This window comes from Rhizobium sp. LEGMi-198b, from assembly GCF_054114205.1.
In genome coordinates, this window is record NZ_JBSYVH010000005.1 from 270,387 (window position 1) to 290,247 (window position 19,861).

Annotated in this window: 16 protein-coding genes; 8 read left to right on the top strand and 8 right to left on the bottom strand. The window is 57.3% G+C overall.

What is annotated here, in order from left to right:
* Positions 1-56: 56 nt before the first annotated feature.
* From ACXHXG_RS20490 to ACXHXG_RS20510, 5 genes are all read right to left on the bottom strand, one after another.
* On the bottom strand, positions 57-1,115 hold the full coding sequence (locus ACXHXG_RS20490; protein WP_457900678.1) for a nucleotidyltransferase family protein: 1,059 nt from the start codon (positions 1,113-1,115) through the stop codon (positions 57-59).
* A 1,089-nt stretch (positions 1,116-2,204) separates the two neighbouring features.
* Positions 2,205-2,495, bottom strand: coding sequence for a hypothetical protein (locus tag ACXHXG_RS20495; RefSeq protein WP_283060753.1), 291 nt, complete (start codon positions 2,493-2,495; stop codon positions 2,205-2,207).
* A 537-nt stretch (positions 2,496-3,032) separates the two neighbouring features.
* On the bottom strand, positions 3,033-3,488 hold the full coding sequence (locus ACXHXG_RS20500) for a phasin (protein ID WP_457900493.1): 456 nt from the start codon (positions 3,486-3,488) through the stop codon (positions 3,033-3,035).
* Complete coding sequence (locus tag ACXHXG_RS20505; protein ID WP_457900494.1) at positions 3,460-3,633, bottom strand: hypothetical protein; 174 nt, start codon at positions 3,631-3,633, stop codon at positions 3,460-3,462. The genes ACXHXG_RS20500 and ACXHXG_RS20505 overlap by 29 nt, the downstream gene beginning before the upstream one ends.
* Positions 3,634-3,980: 347 nt before the next feature.
* Positions 3,981-4,385, bottom strand: coding sequence for a DoxX family protein (locus ACXHXG_RS20510; protein WP_283060756.1), 405 nt, complete (start codon positions 4,383-4,385; stop codon positions 3,981-3,983).
* Between the two features lie 536 nt (positions 4,386-4,921).
* Here ACXHXG_RS20510 and ACXHXG_RS20515 point away from each other — a divergent pair.
* Both ACXHXG_RS20515 and ACXHXG_RS20520 read left to right on the top strand, forming a co-directional pair.
* The gene (locus tag ACXHXG_RS20515) at positions 4,922-5,971 is read left to right on the top strand and encodes an extracellular catalytic domain type 1 short-chain-length polyhydroxyalkanoate depolymerase (protein ID WP_457900495.1); all 1,050 of its coding nucleotides are present in this window, start codon (positions 4,922-4,924) and stop codon (positions 5,969-5,971) included.
* A gap of 442 nt (positions 5,972-6,413) precedes the next feature.
* Complete coding sequence (locus ACXHXG_RS20520) at positions 6,414-6,623, top strand: hypothetical protein (protein ID WP_457900496.1); 210 nt, start codon at positions 6,414-6,416, stop codon at positions 6,621-6,623.
* Positions 6,624-6,807: 184 nt separating this feature from the next.
* On the opposite strand, the gene ACXHXG_RS20525 is transcribed toward ACXHXG_RS20520, so the two are convergent.
* Positions 6,808-8,739 carry an adenylate/guanylate cyclase domain-containing protein gene (locus tag ACXHXG_RS20525; RefSeq protein WP_283061038.1) on the bottom strand — a complete coding sequence of 644 codons (1,932 nt, stop codon included), beginning with the start codon at positions 8,737-8,739 and terminating at the stop codon, positions 6,808-6,810.
* Positions 8,740-9,080: 341 nt separating this feature from the next.
* Between ACXHXG_RS20525 and ACXHXG_RS20530 the strand changes: the two genes are divergently transcribed.
* The 5 genes from ACXHXG_RS20530 to ACXHXG_RS20550 all read left to right on the top strand — a co-directional run bounded on the left by ACXHXG_RS20530 (position 9,081) and on the right by ACXHXG_RS20550 (position 13,794).
* The gene (locus ACXHXG_RS20530) at positions 9,081-9,959 is read left to right on the top strand and encodes an aldose epimerase family protein (RefSeq protein WP_457900497.1); all 879 of its coding nucleotides are present in this window, start codon (positions 9,081-9,083) and stop codon (positions 9,957-9,959) included.
* A 372-nt stretch (positions 9,960-10,331) separates the two neighbouring features.
* Positions 10,332-11,414, top strand: coding sequence for a helix-turn-helix domain-containing protein (locus ACXHXG_RS20535; protein ID WP_457900498.1), 1,083 nt, complete (start codon positions 10,332-10,334; stop codon positions 11,412-11,414).
* Positions 11,415-11,695: 281 nt separating this feature from the next.
* Positions 11,696-11,968 (top strand): hypothetical protein, encoded by a 273-nt coding sequence (locus ACXHXG_RS20540; RefSeq protein ID WP_457900499.1) that lies wholly within the window; start codon positions 11,696-11,698, stop codon positions 11,966-11,968.
* 397 nt (positions 11,969-12,365) lie between these two features.
* Positions 12,366-12,971: a protein rhiA gene (locus ACXHXG_RS20545; protein WP_457900500.1), complete on the top strand. Its 606-nt coding sequence runs from the start codon at positions 12,366-12,368 to the stop codon at positions 12,969-12,971.
* A gap of 283 nt (positions 12,972-13,254) precedes the next feature.
* A complete protein-coding gene (locus ACXHXG_RS20550) occupies positions 13,255-13,794 on the top strand; it encodes a hypothetical protein (protein WP_457900501.1) in 540 nt (179 codons plus the stop codon).
* 94 nt (positions 13,795-13,888) lie between these two features.
* Here ACXHXG_RS20550 and ACXHXG_RS20555 read toward each other — a convergent pair whose 3' ends face one another.
* Together ACXHXG_RS20555 and ACXHXG_RS20560 are read right to left on the bottom strand one after the other, a co-directional pair.
* Positions 13,889-15,235: a M16 family metallopeptidase gene (locus ACXHXG_RS20555; RefSeq protein ID WP_457900679.1), complete on the bottom strand. Its 1,347-nt coding sequence runs from the start codon at positions 15,233-15,235 to the stop codon at positions 13,889-13,891.
* Positions 15,236-15,242: 7 nt separating this feature from the next.
* Positions 15,243-16,613 carry a M16 family metallopeptidase gene (locus ACXHXG_RS20560; RefSeq protein WP_457900680.1) on the bottom strand — a complete coding sequence of 457 codons (1,371 nt, stop codon included), beginning with the start codon at positions 16,611-16,613 and terminating at the stop codon, positions 15,243-15,245.
* A 1,351-nt stretch (positions 16,614-17,964) separates the two neighbouring features.
* On the opposite strand from ACXHXG_RS20560, the gene ACXHXG_RS20565 reads away from it, so the two are divergent.
* Positions 17,965-19,452 (top strand): efflux transporter outer membrane subunit, encoded by a 1,488-nt coding sequence (locus tag ACXHXG_RS20565; protein ID WP_457900502.1) that lies wholly within the window; start codon positions 17,965-17,967, stop codon positions 19,450-19,452.
* Positions 19,453-19,861 lie beyond the last annotated feature (409 nt).

Genomic DNA, 19,861 nt, shown 5'->3' on the forward strand with positions numbered 1-19,861 from the left:
TTAGCCCGCTCCCCTCCGAAACGAATGAGGCCCGCCTTTTCGAGCGGGCCTATTCTTTATTTCTTGAGAATACCAACCATCCGATTGACAGCGCCCCAATAATCCTTGTGCATGGTTTCGGCTGACTTCGAGATCGCCAGCTTCCAGGCAGGCCCGCGATCCCATGCCTCTTCCAGGGAGTCAGCCAGTGAAGACCCATGCCCTGTGACCGGCAGGGCGTCGAACAGCATTCCTGCCTGTCTCAGGTCTTTATCCCGTTTGGCCTGGCCACCAGCGTCATTTTGGCGGCGACCGGCAATGATGAGCTTATGCACTGCATACCTGGAAGGATCAGGAATGACCACCGAGACACCGGCACCATGTAGCAGTATCGAACGAACGGGATCGCGGATCAAGAAATCCATGAATCTTAGCGGTTCGGCCGACGCGCCACCGAGAGCGGGCATGTTGGCGGGTTTGTCCGAATATTCTTCGGCTCCCCTGTTCGTCGTCACGAATTCGACCCGATAGCCGGTTTGATTCCGGAAGGCATGAGATCGAGAGCTACCGCTGATGTGCGGCACGGCCCGGAACGTTGGATCAAGCCCTTTCAGGAGATCGATGATCGGCGGCAGTGAATCCGCCACTTCGGCGGAGATCGCGAAATCCTGGGCTAGATCTGCATCACCTGTTAGGATCGCCGCTGAGGGCAGACGGATGCCGAGATATGCCGAGTAGCATTGAAATGCGACCGTGCCGATGAGAACACCGCGCAGTCGGAAGAGACCGGCCTTGGCAAGCGCTTGTACGACATCGCCGGTAAAGCGATCAGCAGCGATCAAACCGGCTTCCCGCGTCAGCGTGGAAACGAACTTGCGGCGGGCCTTATAGTCCGCCTTCTCGCCCTTAAAGGTTTCGACCCGTTCCGAAATCATGGGATCGTCGGCAGGCCCGACATACCGCCGCTTCTGCCCGCCCTCACCGTCGGGTTGGTCGAAATACCAATAACGCCGACCATCGACAGCCACCGGCACGAATCTACCCGCCGGGGGGAAGTCTTCCGCCCAATCGTCATCGAATGCCCGTTGCTGAAGTTCAGCGACCATGGTCCGGAACATGAGATCTATCTGCTTGATCATAGCGGCCCCTATATCGTTTCCGCAAATCTAGTATAGGTGCGATCTTTGAGCAAGCCGTGGTTGCTCACACCCTATGGGCACTGCCCCGCCTCTTACTCCTCTAACGCCAATCAATACCAAAAGGCATCCCTATATTGTTTTCGCGAATCTAGTATAGTGCCGTCAATCAAATCGCACACCTTGAACGGAATCGAACCTTTGGCACGTTCATCGATCGCGGGCCCCTTTACTTGTCACTCCGCGTTGCGCGGCGCGGTTGGGTGGATTTTTGGTTGCTTCACGCACCATTGTGGCGTTCCCCGCCGGTATTTCCAGGCTTTTCAGGGTGTTGCCGGCAAGTCCATGGCGCATGCAGGCGCATGGAACACAAAAGAAAAAGCCGAACGCCCCATTCGCTCGTCCGGCTTCTCCCCGCGACTACCTACCACAACCAAGGGCAAACGGTCGGGTAGCGGTCGCTAGTCGAGCGCTCTAGCGCCGGCTGCCAAGGCAGCTTGCTGTCAAACGGCCCAGCCGCAGTAAGCGGCAGCAATTAGCGTTCGGGCGGCCCCCATGGTGCCTTCCATCCATAACGGGTAACGCTCGTGCCTTCCCTCTGCAGCACCTTGTCATTTACGAGCCTCTCTAGGGCACGAGCAAAATCAGCGTTTGATAAATCAGTGTTTGCAACCAGAAATTCCGGTAGCATGTCCCAACTGTTCACATGACCGTTGCTGTCCTTCAGCTTGTGGTAAGCGGCCATCACTGCTTGGGCTGATTTAATCGTTCGGTATGGCATCTCCCTTCCTTCCCTCACCCTGGAAATAAGATGCGCGCTGCATTTGGCGTGCCATGGAGGCGGGGCACCTCATTAGGGAGCAGTAGAAAGAATTCTCCACCTCCTCACCATAGGTCCTCGACAAGTGTCCCGTCCCATGCCACGGCGCGATTCTCGCGATCGCATTTGATACCGAGACCATGCGGATCCTTTGTGATCAAAGCGACACGCTCGAGGCCAAAAACAGTCTTGCTGCCGATTACATTCTCATGATCGCGGCCGATTGCGAGGATCAGCCACTGCGCGCGATCCTTCCCTATATTGCCACGCTAGATACAAGCGACGACATCGCGCGCCAACATTTCCTCATAGGCAGGAAGCAGGGCGGCAAGCGCAGCCCTCTCAATAGCCGAGTTCACCGGCCACCAAACGGCATAGCGACTTTCGACCTTGGCACTCGGCGCGTAGACCCCTAGAATCCCTTCTGCGTGCTTAACCAAATGGACACCGCTGACCCTCAATCCAAGGTCGGGCAACCATATGTCACCCACGGCCAGGATTTCATAGCTGTGGCTACCATTGTCTCTCCATTTTCGAATGTACAAAACGTCAGCTCTCATGCGGGCGATCCCATCTGCGATAATACGGGATCGCTGCGGGTAATGTGCATGCTTGTTTTCTGAAACTCCCACATGGACAGCCTCCACCTCGCGGATCTGACATGCTGCTCGCCATCCGCCGTCGGCTTTCACAGCAGCTCGCGCTCACATTCACATCGCCAGAGCTGAAAACTTTGGACCCTGCTCTGATATCCACGAGAGCGATGTTCGTGGGTCCGTTCTTGCCTTGGTGGCTCGACAAGGCCTTACACTGACAGGACGGACTCACTCACTCGAAACAACCCGCCGTTAGCTCACCGTTTCCACGATTTCATAGCTTCTGAGAAGGCCCATGCCGATATTGAGCGCGATCACCAGACTGGCTTTGGTGTGATCGCCGCCGTAATCGCAATCCGTCAAGATAATTTAAATCGTGCTTAAACTTCGTCAGAAGAAGCTTGGATCACGATCCGTCGATCGGCGCCGATCTCAATAGACCTGATTGAGCACGGTATACACCAACAGCTCCCACCGTCGGTGTTTTAGTACGGCGTCGCTCTACCTCGCCTGGAGGTCCGTCAAAACTTTGTCAGACGCATCCCTGATCGGCTTTGAAATCTCCGCCGCCGCCTTGGTAGCCAGCGCCCCGAATTCCTTGGCGTTCTCAATACTTGCTTCTACGCGCTTGTGCAGGAAGCTCGACTGCAGTTCGAGGATCTGCGATGGCGAAGTTGCGCTCAGCAATGCTTGTAAATGCGAGAAGCCGGCCTCCGTATTGGCCTTCAGTGCGGCGACCGTCTTTCGTGAAAATTCGTACCCGACCTGTTTCGTAGTTTCGAAGATCGGGGTGAGTATTTTCTGGCTCTCTTCAGTGCTCGAGGCAAATTTCAAAAAGACCTCGGCCAACTGTTTGTTCCCCTTTTCTACGGCGTCGCCGATCTGATCGGCCATCTTGAGAGGCGACGATGCTAAGTTTTCGATAGTTTCAAAGGATCTTTCTGAAACCTTGGTCATTGCGTTTTTTCTCCTTCTTGACGTTGGTGTCACCGACGATGTCGACAGGAACCGCGACGATCTTGGCGAAGTCGGGGTTTGTACTGCCGCCCGTCGGCCATGCGTGACTATTTCGTGGGATGCGGATTTGAAATAGATCTGGCATTTGCCCGCCGTTCCACTCGTTTCATGACCCGACATCACATGGTTTTGTTGCTTCTGGTCGCCAACGAGGATACGCAAACTTCATGCCAACTGTGAGTACGCCTCAAAGCGGGTTTCTGCTTGCGGTCCCGGTGGCTTAGCAGCTGCGTAGAGGAGAGAGGGCCGAACCACTCGTCGCGATCTCGACAAATGCGACAAAGGGCGGTGGCTGCCCGACATTTGCGAAAATAGCGGCAAGATCTCTGCGCAGCAACCACGGGTTCACCCATAGTCTCCACGCAATTTGGATCGCTTTGTGCCCAGTCATTTAAGGTTATTGTCGGACCCCTTGAGGTCGCGAAGCCCCGATCATATCACTTTGATCTTGGCGTCAAGGCTCCACGCTCCCGGACCGGCCAAAGCCAGGTAGAGGAACACGAAGCAAAATAGGATCGCGGCATCGCCGCCATTAAGCACGGGAAAGATGCTATTGCCCGGCAAATGTATCATCCAATAGGCGACGGCCATTTGACCTGACAAAAGAATGGCGACCGGTCTCGTCAGAACGCCCACCAGAACAGCCAGGCCGCCGATCACCTCCAGAAGACCCGCAGTCAACATGAAGGGTGATAAACCACCTAAACCTTCTGTTCCGGCCACGCCGTCTGAAGGGAAGCTAAATAGCTTCATGGTGCCATGTTCGATGAATAGTAGCGCGGTAACGATCCTCAGCACGGCAAGTGCCGTCTGCGCGTGTTTCGAAACATCCTTCAAAGCAGTCTCCACTTATTGTTTGTCTCGTCGTAAATGCCTGGTCGATTGTCATTCGAATTAGATTGCGCCGGGGCCGTTAACACGGACCACAGCGGATCTTTCTCGCAAATATCGTGCCAGAGGAACGGCCGGAAACGTATGATGGTGCTATGCAGGAGGGATAGGGCTTCTGGGTGCGAAATCGTGGCAAACGATTTTGAAGCTTTGCAGAGTCAATATTCATAGGGCATCCGCGGCATCGACAAGGTCGCCGTGTCTGTCAATCATCTGCTGACCTTATTCGGACGAACGCGCACCGCTTGATGGGTAAGCATCCTGCGCCGATTTCGATTAGCCAGCGTAGCGGGCGCGGCCCCGAGGTTAAGGACAAAATCTACTCACAAAGCTTTATCGAAGTCGGCGTGCGTTCCGCTGAGTTTAGGCGGATACGCCATATTAGTAGGACAAAGCAGCCGAACTAGCGTATTGTGCAATGCAGCACGAAGAGCATCTTGCTACGTGTCCATGATCGCCTCCGGCGACAACAAGGAGGCGATATGCGATTCCTTTTAGACGGATTTAAACGAGTTGCTAGATCTCATAAAAGGAGCGCCGCCGCTCCGGGGCCGGCGACGCTGTCCCCGCTGCAAAGCTTCGGTTCAAACCCCGGAGCGTTGCAAGCGTGGTACTATGTTCCCGAAGGCCTGACGAAGGCGCCGGCGTTGGTGGTGGTTCTCCATGGATGTGGGCAGAATGCTGCTGGCTATGATCAAGCCGCGGGGTGGTCGAAAGTCGCAGAGGATTTCGGATTCGCCGTGCTTTACCCGGAACAGATTCACACGAACAATCCCAAGCTATGTTTTAACTGGTTCAACTTAGGCGATATTCGCCGAGGCCAGGGAGAGGTGCACTCCATATGGCAGATGGTGGAGACCATGACCACCGAACATGGCATCAACCGTGATCGAATTTATATCACCGGACTGTCGGCGGGCGGCGCGATGGCGAACGCCGCCCTTTGCGCCTATCCCGAGACCTTTGCCGGTGGCGCAATCATCGCTGGCCTTCCTTATGCCGTTGCTACATCAGTACCGGCAGCCTTCGATCGCATGCGTGGGCACGGCATCCCCAATGAGGAATGCCTGCAAGGACGGTTGGCCGAAGCCTCGCCTCATATAGGTCCCTGGCCGACGATTTCGGTGTGGCACGGCACAAGTGACGGGACAGTCGCACAAGCGAACGCCAGTGCGATCATAACTCAGTGGAGCCGCGTCCATGACGTCCCGCTCAATCCCTCGTCGCTGAAAACCGTCGACGGGCACAAAAGGCTGGCCTGGCGAGATCGGTTCGGCAGGGACGCAATCGAGCTTTACCTCATAGAGCGCATGGACCATGGGACGCCACTCGACGTCGCATCGGGTTACGGACAAATCGCGCCGTATATGCTGGACGCGGGAATCTCCTCCACCCTCCACACTGCGCGCTCGTGGGGCCTGACGCCCGCATTTCGACGACGGCCGAAAGGGATTGGCTACGTCCGGCCAACAAGGCTACCTCAGGTGACCGGCGATCTCAGCCGCACTGGTCGGAAGACATTCAAGTGGTGATCGAAAAGCAGGATTAATTCGCTGACATCGCCAGCTCGGGACGCGGGAAAGCCTGCTCTGCCGACAGGTGCTAAATCATTGATTTGGATTTCTACCATCCTCCAGGTTCGATGAGGAGCGCTCACGGCAGGTCCAGACGGAACCCATTGCCCATTATAAGAGCCTGAAGCACGGACGATCGCTCGGTTTATCACCAAGATCCACCCGCGTGGTGGCGATGGCAAGCAGTGTGGGAGATCGGTAAAACGGTCGTGAGGCCAAACTAATCGATCAGCCTTTCTGTTGAAAGCCGTTCGTCGCCAAGAGAACGATTCTACCGCGCCGAGGCCATTGCAGAAGCCGCGTAACCACCAACGGTGCGATTTGTGAGTGCCAACAGCGGGGACAAGCAAGCCGATGCGGTCCAAGTGCGCGGGCCGTCCGCAACGCAGACAGTCAATACATGCGTGAACATCTGACGAAGTGCGGAGGCATCATTCTTCCTTCAAGCGACCGAACACACATCATGAATGAGCTTATCGCGACCTTTCCCGATCTGCCGGAGGTTGCCCCCAGGTCTTCTGCGGCGGCCTGCTGGCAGCAAATTGAATTTATCTCCGAAAAGATACCGGCGCTGGACAAGGCACTTCATACGGGTGTCAAACAAGGATGATCTCACCACACGACTTGCGACGACCGCTGTCTCCTCGTTCAGAACCTCATTTCCTTTTCCACCCAAACCCGCAATCGAACAGACTGCCAAGCGTCGAATGCCTCTCACCGCTATTTCAGTGACCCGAAATTTGCGGTCTTATGCAGCAACAGCCACCAGCGGCTCGCAAGCGTGTTGCACTGTTCTATGGCTGCCCGAGAGGGTTCGCCTTCTCCGCCGCGCATTCCGGCAGTCGCATAGGTTTGGCGAGTTTCGCCAGCGCCTCGGGCTTGCCGCATGCCGGGAAGCCGGCGAGTGGCATCGTCTCTATGAATCGGTTGCGTTCGATTGTGCTGAGGCCGGGTTCATTGATCATGCTCTCGATGGTTAATTCAGGGTGCTGCTTGAGAGCTTCCATGGCTGAAGCTTTCGCCTCATCGGTTCGCCCCAGTGCCGCAAGCGAGCTGCTGCGGACGACCCAGGTCCATCTTTGGTAGTTGTTGGGCGTCATGCGCTCCAGCATCGTCACCGCCTCGTCATACCGCCCCGCCATGAAATAGGCGGGTGCGAAGAAGTTGGAGGCCCACATCGGATAGTTCGGGTCGAGCCGCATGACCTTGTCGACCATTTGAGCGCCGCGTTCGGGTTCGTTGAAGCGTGCGGCAAAGCCGCTATAGAACGTCAGGATTTCGGACGAGCCCGGAGCCAGGCGAAGGGCGGTGTCGAATTCGGACTTGGCGCGGCCCATGTCGCCTCTATTGGCAAGGCTCATCGCAAACACTGCGTGGGCTTCGGCGTCGCGTGGATCAAGGCGCACCGCGCGTTCGGCCACCTCGGCGGCCACCTTGCGGTTGCCCTCGGGATCGACGCCGAACACACCCATCAGATCATGCGCGTGGTAAAGTTCTACCCAGGCCCGCGCCAGCCCCGGGTCCAGCTCGACGGCGCGGTTGAGAAAGGTGATGGCCTCCTCATCATCGGCCTTGGTGAGCTTTTCGATCTTCTCTGATCCGAGCAGGTAGTAATCATAGGCGTTAAGGTTGTCGGGCCGTTTGCGTTTGGCTGCGGCCCGCCCGGCCTCTTGAATCAGCCCGACGCCGCCGCCGAGGCGGTTGGCGACCTGCTCTGCGATTTCGGTCTGAACGGCGAACACGTCCTCGGCGGGCCGGTCCCAGTTTTCCGACCAAAGATGGCGGCCGGTTTTGGCATCGATCAACTGCGCCGTGATCCGCACCCGGCCACTCTGCCGCTGGATCGAGCCTTCCATGACAAAGCCGACATGGAGCGCAGTTGCGACCTGGAGGGGATCCACCGGCTTGCCCTTATAGGCTTCCGTCGAATTTCGCGCCACCACCTCGAATTCGGGAAACCGCGCGAGGTCGGTGATGACGTCCTCGGTCAGGCCATCGGCGAGACGGCCGCTCGCTTCGTCGCCACCGTAATTTTCAAAGGGCAGCACCGCCACCGACGGCTTGCCGATCAGAGGCTCCGGCTGCAGGAACCACCAGGCGGCCCCGCCGCCTGCCAGAGCCAAAACGACGATCGCCGCTGCAGTTGTCCCAATCCAGCGCGGCATCATTGCGAGAAGCGGGCGACGCACCCGTTTGCCGTCGAGCCTCAACCGATACATCCGCACCGGGCGGCTGATGTTTTTGACCTGCTGCTCGCCGGCGAAATCGAGCGGCCAATCGAGTTTGCCCTGAAGATGATCATATGCCGTGCCCGACACCACCACGCCGCCCGGTTCGGCCAGATGCTCCAGCCGCGCGGCGACATTCACCCCGTCCCCATAGACATCGCCATCGACCAAGGCGACATCGCCGAGATTGATCCCGACGCGGAATATGATGCGCTCGGGCTCCGGCAGGCCGGCATTGCGCGCCGCCACGGCATTTTGAAACGCCGCAGCACAGGCAACCGCATCCACCACGCTGTCGAATGCGACGAGTGCGCCATCGCCCATCAGCTTGATGACGGTGCCATGGCGCTCGGAAATGGCGGGATTGATCAGCTCGACGCGGATCGCCTTCAGCCGCTTGATGGTGCCGGCCTCGTCGGCCTCCATCGCCTTCGAGTAGCCGACCATATCCGCTGCGAGGATCGCGAGCAGCTTTCGGTCGAGCGCGGGGGTGCCCATCATCGTTGCCTTGCATGAACATGCAACAGTGTCGACAGTCTACACCCACGGAAGCGCCGCAACCAGCACACCGCCAAAACGGCATGTCTGCTTGCGGGCGAAGCGGCCACGAACTCGCTTCGGCCGGTGGCATCTGCTACCGAACTCCGCGAATTTGCTGGCGCGCGAATGTGAAATGCTGAGCAGATGCGCCTGAGGTGCCGCACCTTTCAAATAGCACTGACATACAAAGGACGCATGAAAAGTCACGGCTTCTTTTTTCTTAATTCAGCCGCGTGACGATTGTAGAAGGAAAGGATTGCCCGTCTGACGATTCTGAAGGTTTTAAGGTAACAACATTCATGCACGATGCTGTCGCTATTCGTTCCGGTATTGCACAGGCAGTTATCAACCGAAAAGGAGCAGAGCTAATTGGGTGGCAGGTCGGTGCAAACGACCTCCTCTGGTCGCGGCGCCCCCCAGGTTGGAACCAAGCTTGCCCCCTGATGTTTCCTTCATGCGGATGGAGTGAGTCTTCGCTTGTCGAAATAAAAGGGTCATCTTATCCGATGCCTGTTCACGGCTTCATCAGCATGCAGGAATTTGACGTGGTTTCCAGTTCAGAAAGCGAGGTGACTTTAGAAACATCTGACGATGAATTCACGAAAACAATGTATCCATTTTGTTTTATTTTCAGAATTACGTATAAAATCGTAGATAGTCGACTGAACATCGATATTTCCGTAAAAAACACCTCCGATAGTTCGTTCTTGCCTTATTCGATCGGAATACATCCGGGATTTAGATGGTCGTTATCGTCTGCGCGCAAAGATACCTGGCGGCTGCAATTCGAGAAATTGGAATCCCCTCTCGTCCCATGCATATCTTCCGAAGGTCTCATTCAAGGTAGTCAACGGAAAATTTCCCTCAACGGACGGTACCTTCATCTAAACGAAAGCCTTTTCCAAAATGAAGCCCTTTGTTTTTTGAATGCAAACAGTAAATGGCTGTCGCTTGTTGGGGAAAAGGCCACCATTAGAATTGACGCGCCAGATGCACGTCACTGGGTTGTATGGTCTCTCCCACAGCAAGACTTCCTCGCGTTGGAACCATGTACGGGTCACGGTGACATGGAGGGCAGACGCATCCCATTTGACGAGCGGGACTATAATGTCAACCTCGCCCCAGGAGAAGAGCAGCTATTCCGAGTACGATTTGAGTTTGCGCAGCATGCAAGTTAGTCTTCAAAAGACTCGCACTATAGGGCATATCAGCGGCGTTGCGTTCACTCCTCTATTTGACCAGCTTGTCCGCTGAAGACCCACGCCCTCTTCGATAAGTGTTGAAACAAAGGACATGCCAATGCCTTATCGCATGCTGTCGATGCTGCGGAAGGCTTCGCGTTTGAACAAAGTTCCCAGGAGCAGACGTATAGACGTATTTCCATGACGGTTTGTCACTGTCTCCCGGAGACGGTCTGCGGCGCAACAGTCCTGCAGATCACCGCGCCATTAATAAAGAAATATCTAAAATGTATAAACTGAATATGTTTATACGTTTGCAAAATCAAATCGTTAGCTGCAACTATGCCTCTTCCGTTTGGGGAGGGACCTGTGCATACATCGGACGAACTCACCTCTGCGACGAGCGGAGAAAGTGCAGTCCCGAGCTTTCATTTTGCCACGGCGGGTAATCGCTTTCCCTTTGAGGCATGGCGTTCTCTTCTCATTGTACTGTTCGACAGTTTCCTGCCGGATAAATCGCCATCCGGCGGGTTCGAGGCCAGTCTCATAGTCCATCACTTCGGCACGTTTCTGCTTTGCCGGAGCGTTGTCGACGGCGGGCGATATCGGCGGACGCCGGCCCGCCTTGCACATGATGACATCGACCACATTGTCATTTCCTGCCTGCTGCGTGGCGCTGTCACGCTGGCCCCCCCTGCTGCCCGGAGGCTATGTCCGGGCGACGTGGCCGTGCTGGATCTCTCGGCGCCAATGGCTTTTGCCATGAAAGCGGCAGAGACGATGCACTTAATCCTTCCGCGCACCTTGCTTCCATCGGCAGTCGCGCCGGTGCAGCCGATTCCCGGCCGGATCCTTACCAAGGACGCCGCGATGGGCATAATTCTGCGCACGTTTCTGGAAGCGTTGTGCGGGGCCGCACGCAGCCTGTCCGCCGGCGAGTTGCTCGCTCTCGGGGCCTCCGTACCTGATCTGCTCGCGTCATCGCTGGGACCGGGTGCTGCGGTTACACCAAGGGACGCAAGGGGCAACCTCTCGCGCCGCCTACGCCGCCACATCGAGGAAAACCTGCATCGCCGTGACTTGAGCCCGGCCGGGTTGACCCGGGAGCTGGGTGTTTCCCGCAGCCAACTCTATCGCCAATTTGGGACAGAAGGCGGTGTCGAGACCTATATCCGCCGCCGCCGTCTCAGACGCTGCCTACTCATTCTTTGCGATCCGCGCCATGCTGACCGCCGCATCGCCGACATCGCCTATGAAATGGGTTTCGCAGACGAGGCCCATTTCAGCCGTCTGTTTCGCCGAGCCTTTGGACTTTCTCCGAGAGCTGCCCGGACCGCCGCCCGGCTGGGCGAGGGACCAGGGGTGGGCGAGGGATTAGGGCTGGGCACATTGTTGCCGCCGCCGGGTGGCGCCTCGTTCGCACGTTGGCTGACCGGACTGGGCAGCAGCTGACGTCTTGCCGCGAACGTCGGGACGCTGGTCCAAGTTTTTGGAACGCCAGCCCACAGACACCCCCGGATGGGCCACGTAGGATCATCTCAACTCAAAAGGACAACCGAGCGACAGCCTTCTAAAAGGAAGCGGATCAATGTCTAAACCGATTGCAATCACCCACGCGGGCAACGCACCCGTGGCAAGCGAAATCAACTTAAGCCTGACTGTCATCAACAGGTCGAGCGCGCCGGGCACACCGTATTTCAGCGTCTTTCCGCCGAAACTGAAAAGCCTCGCACTTGAGACAGACGCAGATCATCGCGCCCCTCGTGTCCGGCCCGGGCACGCAGGCCTCCGCCTCAGATCCTCAACCGATCGGCGGAAGCGGGGCGCTGACCCCGCGTGGCAAGGCGCTCGTCGGTGCGCAGAAGACAAAGGTTTCGCTGGGCGATAGCGTGAGAGCGCCCTTGAGCAACGGCACCGTCTTCTGTGTCCGGAAAAACGAAACCTCGAAGAAAAACACGCACGTGACTTTCGCTTCGGGAACCTCGACGTACGGTTTATCGGCCTGACCGCCGGACCTGCGCCGATCCTTAGGCGATCCAGAAAGCCTGGGCTCGCACAGCCTTGAACCTGACCTGTCGCCGACGGCTGCTTTTGATTTTTGGCAGGCCCTTCCGGTTCCAAAGTCCGATCAATCGGACATGAGCCGCGCAACGAACATCTGTTTCATAAAGGGTCCGGAAAGCGGCGATCCCGCGGGCCAGCACACAAATCACCGTGGGCGGGACGACCTGATCGTCCAAACCGCCTGAACCGATCGACCTTCCCGGCCTCACGTCGCGAGCCGGGTAGCCCTCGCCGCTTTTCCTTCACTCGCGGCGAGGGATAGACCGGCACCGTTCCAGCCCCGGGTGGTGCCGGTCACACCCTAAGTACCGGGCAATACTCAAACGAAAGGAAGTGCAAATGAAATATTCCCTGACCTGCATCAACAACTCGCAGCTTCATGGCAGCTTCGCGGTCTTCCAGAAAGCCCCGCCGACCACGATTCCTGGCGACGTGTTTTCGCTCGCCTGGTTCGCCCGTGCGACCGCACCAGGAAGTCGCGTAGCGTTTACATGGGAGATCGAATACAGCTTCGTCTGGTCGGAAACCGGGCTATTGCAGCCTGGCATCAATTTTTCGGCTACGCAGACCGTGCCTGCCGATCCGGATCGCCAGAACCTGATCCAACTGACGAAGGATCAGTATAGTGCGACAACCTTCGGCAAGCAAAGCGGCGGGGGCGCGCTCGGTTCGCTCACCATCCACCAGCTGTCCAATGTCGAACCCGACAAAACTTCCGTCGGTATCGGCATGTCCGGCTCGGGCACCTTTGCTGTCCAGGCGGCTCCCAACATGACGGCCGTCTTTACCCCACACCCGAATTACTGGGTTGTCTTCGGCAATTATGAGACCGGCGACGTGATGGACATCCAAGATGTGACCAACGCCGTCGAGGTCACCTATGGTGGCTCGCTCACGTCCCGGACGGCGGTCCTCGACATCGAAAATCTGATCAGAATTTCCTGATCTTGGACCGACGGCGGCTGGCAAGCCGCCGTCACCCCGGCAGGTCGCAACGCAGTCTGGAGCACAGCCCTCGAACTGCAACAGGTTGAGAGCACCCTCCCCTCACCAGCGGCATCGACCCCGGCCTAATCCAGTTCTGGAGGCGACCACCATTGGTCTCTCACAACACCTTGAAGGGTAAAGGCGGGGCTTTCCTCCAACGCCTACCCGATCCGGCAGAACGCGCCGCTCCGCGTCTTCATCAAGAGCGAAGCGTTTGCCAATTATCGTGAAAGGAACCGTTATGAACAGCAACAAGCAACGCCGTGGCGTCATCTCAATCATATTTGCAATGCTGGCAGCCTTGGCTGTAGAAAGTCCCGCCAGCGCCTATTCCGTCTACCGCGGAGTGGTGGCCAATCCTCTCCGTCATGTGATCTGGGACGAAAAGAATTTTGGAGTGAGTGGCGCTACTCCAAGCTTGTCTTTCTTCCATTATGCAGATGACGCGGCCGCAAGAGCCGCACTGCCTACCTTCCAGTGCATTATCAAGATCGATCTAGGCAACATCGCCCCACCGCCGGCACCGGGTCACCACCTTCTCGTCGGGAATGCGGGCATAGCGGTCGGTGCCTTCACTGTCGATCAACCCCGCGTGTTTCCCTGGCAGATCGATTTCGACAACAACCCAGCCGGTCACTGGAGCATTGCAAGAGGCGCAATCTCAAATGGCAACAACAACGCAGCCTCAAGGGTGGCCGCGGCCGGTATCGCTAATCTTGTCTTCTTCAACAATCCGAATATTGCCGTCATCAATGGGAACACGATTGGTTGTTCCCGATAGTTCGACCATAAGATGACCTTCGCCAATCAATGAAGTGGCCCTGCTGCCGGATGCGCACCCGGCAGCATCTACCTCGATCTTTCTCCATAGACCATCATCTTTTGCGCCCTTCTTGCGGCGGTCCGACGATCATGACGGCAGGGTCGGCGGAGAGAAGCCGTCTCGCGGCGGAGCGGACGTCGTCAATGGTTACTGCCTGGATCAGCTGTTCCCGCCGCTCGATATAGTCTATCCCAAGATCTTCCAACTGGATCTCGACCAAAGTGCCGGCAATAGCCCTGGATGAGTTGAGGTTGCTGATCGCAAAACTGCCGATCGTATTTTTCTTTGCAGTTTCGAGTTCTCTTTCGCTGACGCCGTCCTTTACCATCTGGCTCACCTCGGCTTGAATGAGGGAAAGCGTCTCTGCGGCCCGATCTGGGCGGACCCTGGTATAGATTGCGAGCGTCGCGGAATGGGCATTTGTCACGAGGGTAGATCCGATGCCATAGGCGAACCCTCGCTTCTCGCGCATTTCGTTCCAGAGCCTGGACGTGAAGGCCCCACCTCCCAAGGTCTGGTTCATAAGATAGGCTGCGAAAAACTGTGGATCCTCGCGGCTGATCCCCGGGTAGGCTAGCCGTAGCTGGACCTGAGGCAAGTCAAAGGCGATCCGAATTTCCTGCCCTAGCTTTGGTGCGGTTTCGATGACTGGCGTTAGGTGCGGTTCGGCCGGCAACTCGCCGAATATCTGATCCAGATCGCGCTTGAGGGCGTCGGCATCGATTGCTCCCGCCACGGCGATGACGAGGTTGCCGCGGGTGAAAAGCCGCTTATGAAAAGCCTTCAGATCTGAGATCGTGATAGCGGCCAAAGATTGCTCTGTGCCCTCTTCCGGGTTGGAATATGGATGATCGCCGTAGATCGCCTTCGCCCATGCGACCTGCGCAGCCTTTTGTGGATCCTTGGATTCCGCCAGGATGCCGGAGATGATCTGAGCACGGATGCGATCGACGGGCGATTGATCGAAGCGCGGCTGTTCGATGGCCAGACGAAGAAGATTGAACGCACTATCCTTCCTGTCGGCGAGCGCACGCATGGAGCCGTAGATTGTATCGCGGCTGGCGCTGAAGCGCATCTTAGCGCCAGCATCGTCCAGTCGTTCCTGAAATGTATTGCTGTCAAGGTCGCCGGCCCCTTCGTCGAACAATCCGGTCATGAGGTTGACGAGGCCCTCCTTGCCAGGAGGATCTTGGGTGCTGCCACTTTCTCGGAACGCGAAACGAATGGTGACAATCGGAACTGAATAATCTTCCACCAGCCACGCTTTGATCCCACTCGCTGTCCTGACTTCCTGGATGGCCATGGTCGCGCACGCGGGCGCAGCCGCAAAGCCCAGCAAGACAAGAGCGACCAGTAGCGGTTTGGCCACCCCGAGCCGCAGTCCGTTGAACATCATCATCGACTTTTCAATCTCCTGAAGAGGTGTTTTCCCGCGGCAGCAGATATGCCGCCACCGATTGATCCGGGTTAAGATATTTCTCGGCAACTGCCTGCACCTGCGCCGTCGTTACCGCACGAATTCTCTCCTGCCATTCCTGCACATCCTCCACAGTACCACCGGTGGCGACCGCAGCCCCGTAGACAATGGCCATCTTCGCGGGATTGTCGCGTGCGAAGATCATCGAGCGCACGAGGCGATCTTTGGCCTTGTCGAGCTCCAAATCCGTAACTCCGGCCCGGATGATTTTCCGAACTTCGGCGTCCATCGCATCTTTCACCGCCTCGATCTTCGCCTCGCCCCGCGACGAGCCGTAAATTGTGAAAGTGGATGGATCGACCGAGGTTCCCTGGAAGTGGGCACCGGCTGAGGAGGCTGTTCCTTGTTTCACCACGAGTTCCCGATAGACCCGGCTGCGCATTCCTCTGCCGAGAATTTCTGACAGAAGATCAAGGGCCTCCGCTTCGCCCGGCTTGGCCGTTCTGTAGGACGGCACCACCCAGGACTCTTCGAAGCTCGGCACAGTCACCCGAGAGTCGGTGAGCACGACTGTCCGCTTGGTGTTCTGCTCCGGTTCTTGCGGCCTAATGCGCGAAGGAAGGTCCGAGCCGCGCGGTATAGCCCCGTATGTTTCCTCCGCCAGCTTGCGCACAGTCGCAGCGCTCACGTCGCCTGCCACGACCAATACCGCGTTATTTGGCGCATAGTAGCGATCGTAGAACCCTACTGCGTCTGCGCGATTGAGCCCTTCCATCTCGTGCATCCAGCCGATCACCGGGCGCCCGTAAGGATGGTTCTGATAGAGGGTCGCTTGCATCTCCTCCTCGAGCAGTTCCTCGGGATCGGTTTCGACGCGGGAGCGCCGCTCCTCGAGTATGACATCGCGCTCGGGCGAGATCACCGCATCGCTAAGCACGAGATTACGCATCCGGTCAGCCTCGAATTCCATCATCGTTCCGAGCGCCGCTGGCGTGACAGTTTGAAAGTAGGCGGTGTAGTCCGACCAAGTGGAGGCGTTCTCCTCACCGCCGATCTCCGCCACCTTTGTATCGAATGTGCCGGCCGGGTGCTTTTTCGTACCCTTGAACATCAGATGCTCCAAGAAATGAGCGATGCCGGATTTGCCGGGTGGCTCATCGGCACTTCCGGCCTTGTAAAGGACGATCTGCGTGACGATCGGCGCCCGGTGGTCAGGTATGACAACCACTTCCAAGCCATTGTTCAGCAAGAAGTCGCTGATCTCGGATTGGCCTGGCGGAGCCCCGACCGCCGCTTCCGCGGTTATCAGACTCTGCAGCGCAGCCACGCTTAGGGCAAATGCACGAATATACGATTCCATCCTAGTACGAGTCATTGGGCATCCCTGATGTTGCTTGGTGGAGAAGCGTCTTTCCAGAGCTGGAACGCCGTGCGTTAGAATGGACTGGCGACATAGTGTCTTCTACTGGCATCTAAATATTTCCGCGTGATTCTCTTTGGTTGTCCCCGTCAGCAGAGGATCGGAAGCAATATGCGTGCCGGACGAAAATTCCTTTTGATTTTAACAAAACAGGTTGAATCTAGCCGGCTGACGGCATTCAATATTGTCTGATATCGGACAAGGCTAAGTGCCATTACCCACTGTGTTGTTGGCATTTCGTCAGTCTTCACCAACTTGCTTGGCGATGGGATGTAGGTGTGAGGACGAATTTTTAAAACACGCTGTCGAAATAGACAGCATTGGACCCCTTGGTTGGCGATGACGTTTGAGCGCACGAGCAGCTGATAAACGGCGGGTGAAGTGCGGGAGTGTTTTCGATTGGGGTCCCTAATCGATTGCGTGTTGCATGCCCGGCCCCGAGCGAGGGGTTTCGCTCGACTTTTTATGTCCATATCCGTTGCCGGAGGTCATCGCGCCTACTCTCAGTCTTGCGTTCGCGCGGGAAGATTTCTGCTTTGGCACGAATAATGCTTGGCTCACCCGGAAGTCGCCTAGACGGAGGAAGATCTATGAGCCGCGCCATTTCATCCGCAACCATCCCAGTTAGGGCTTGCGCCTCGCCGTTTGCGTTCTACGCGATCCATCTGGAAGATTTCTCAAGTACTGGTGGCGCGACTTGGAGTCTTTGGCAAAATCAACATGCATCCACGTGAGGATCAACATTGGGTCGTCCTCGAATGTCGAATTCCCATGCGGAGGCGAATTTCACAAATGGGTGCAACGCCACGGCAACCCGCGCGGTGATCCATGGCGCAGATGAGCGGGATCCGAACAATCAATTTTTCCCATCAGCCGCATGCCATTATCAAGCGCAGAAGAAGGATGAAGCCGAAGAAAGGGCGTCGCATGCATGTGCAGATGAGGTGACATTCGGCGTGGCAATTCGTTATCGCTTGACGATCCCATCCTCGCCCAGAGGTGAGCACTTGCGAGAGATTTGCAAGTTGGGGAAGAGTCATGTGCTTGCTGGCGGCGTGCGCGTAGCGCGAGGCTCTCATGGACGCCGGCGTGTCGATCGTTGCCTTGTCCGTCGAGCGGCTCCGCTCGTCGATGTCCTGTTACAACCGACCCCCTCCAATTTTTGTCTGAACCTCAACGGCCTACAGTTCATCAGGATGACTAAAGGCGGAAGAGATCATCGAAGCGCCGACACACGTGGTGTCACGTTTCCCTAAGACAGTGATCATGTAATTCAATTGTGGGTAATGTGATGGTATCCATTCGTACTGCCGCCCCCGCCCTGCTGCTTCTTCTGGCAGGTTGCATCAGCGGCCCCGATCATAAGCCACCGGAAATGCCGCTCGCGGCCAAGTTCTCGGAGGGCGGTACGAAGATCAACGGCGACGTCTCGAGTTCACAATGGTGGACCGCCTTCGGCGATAGGAAGCTGAACGGCTTGGTTGAGCAGGGACTTGCAGAAAACCTCAATATCCAGCAGGCGCTGGAACGCATCAATCAAGCGCAGGCGCAGGTCGTCTCGTCCGCAGCTGGCGGAATGCCGAGCCTCCTCCTGTCAGGCGGTCATAAGACCAGCGGCGAAAAGGGCAGCCAGCGCAACAAGAGGGAAACGGAAAATACCACCGGCGGCGATGCCACGGCTTCGTGGCTGCTTGACCTCTGGGGCCAATACCGCCGCGCCAAGGAAAGCGCCAACGCATCGCTGGATGCGGCCTATTCCAACGTCGACGTGGCTCGCCTGACCTATCTGCAGGATCTGGCAAACAGCTACGTCAATGTCCGCTACTATCAGGCCCGCGTCTCGATCGCACGGGACAACCTGAAGTCTCGCCGCGAAACGCTTGAACTCACCAAGTTCCAGCTCGATGCCGGCGCCGTTTCCCGCCTCGACGTCGTCCAGGCCGAAGGTCTCGTCAACTCGACGCTTTCTGAAATTCCGGGCCTCGAAATCAGCTACCGCCAGGCGGTGCATCATATCGCGACCCTACTGAACGTGCCGTCGCAGACCATTATCGCCCAACTGCACGGTGGCGGCAGCCAGCCGGTATTCCGCGGCCGCGTCGATACGGGCGTCCCGGCTGACCTCATCCGCAACCGGCCCGACATCCGTGTCGCCGAGCGTAACCTTGCCGCTGCGACCGCTCAGATCGGCGTGGCAGAGGCCCAGCTCTTTCCGACGATCACGCTCGGCGGTTCGATTTCGCCGTCCTATACCCATACGAAGTCGAACAACGGCAGCCTAACAAAATGGTCGTTCGGCCCAAGCCTGTCGCTGCCGATCTTCGATGGCGGCGCGTTGCGCGCCAACGTGAAGAGTGCCGAATCCACCAGCCGCGAACAGTATATCGTCTGGAAGCAGACCGTGCTGTCTGGTGTCGAACAGGTCGAAAGCGCCCTGTCGGCCGTCAGCCGCGCTGCTCAGACGGTTGCCGCTCTGCGGGCGCAGGTGAAGTCCTACCAGGAAGCCCTCGACCTCTCGACGGTAAGCTATAAGGACGGCGCCTCTTCTCTGCTCGACGTTCTCGATGCGCAGCGTTCGGTTTCGAACGCACAGGAAAGCCTCGCCGAGGCCGTTCAGCAGAGCGCGCTCGACTATATCTCTCTGAACGTCGCGATCGGCGCCGGTTATGTTCCTGCCGAAAAGCCGACTGTTGCTGCAAGGCCGGCCACGGTCGTTAAGGTCGCTGCCGAGAAGACACGGAACTTACCCGACCAATTGGCCTTGCGCGTGGTCGACTGAATTTAGAAGCTGTAGCCCCTTACTCAGCTCCAGCGCATCCGTTGCTTTTCACCATTCCCTAGACGACCAGAATTGACTGCGGGTTCGGCAACGGTGGCTGCGGCGCGCAGTCGGTGCGACAGGGTCCACGTACTTGATAATGCCACCATGGTTCGGGGGCTTTCATTGCCCCCCATGGGCTGCGGTTCTCGAGCGCCGCGGCGACCTGGGCTTAATTAGCGTCGTGCAACAATGAAGAGACGAGGAAACGGCAGAAGGACCGTACCATCATCCATGACTGGGTAATGCTTCTTTGCGGACTCTGAAAATGCCGGCGGTGTCTCCTTCCCGTAGACGTTGTCAAACGATAGCGGCCTTGTTTGCGCTTGACCGCGTGAAGCAAAATATCAACTCACCGACAGCGATAAGC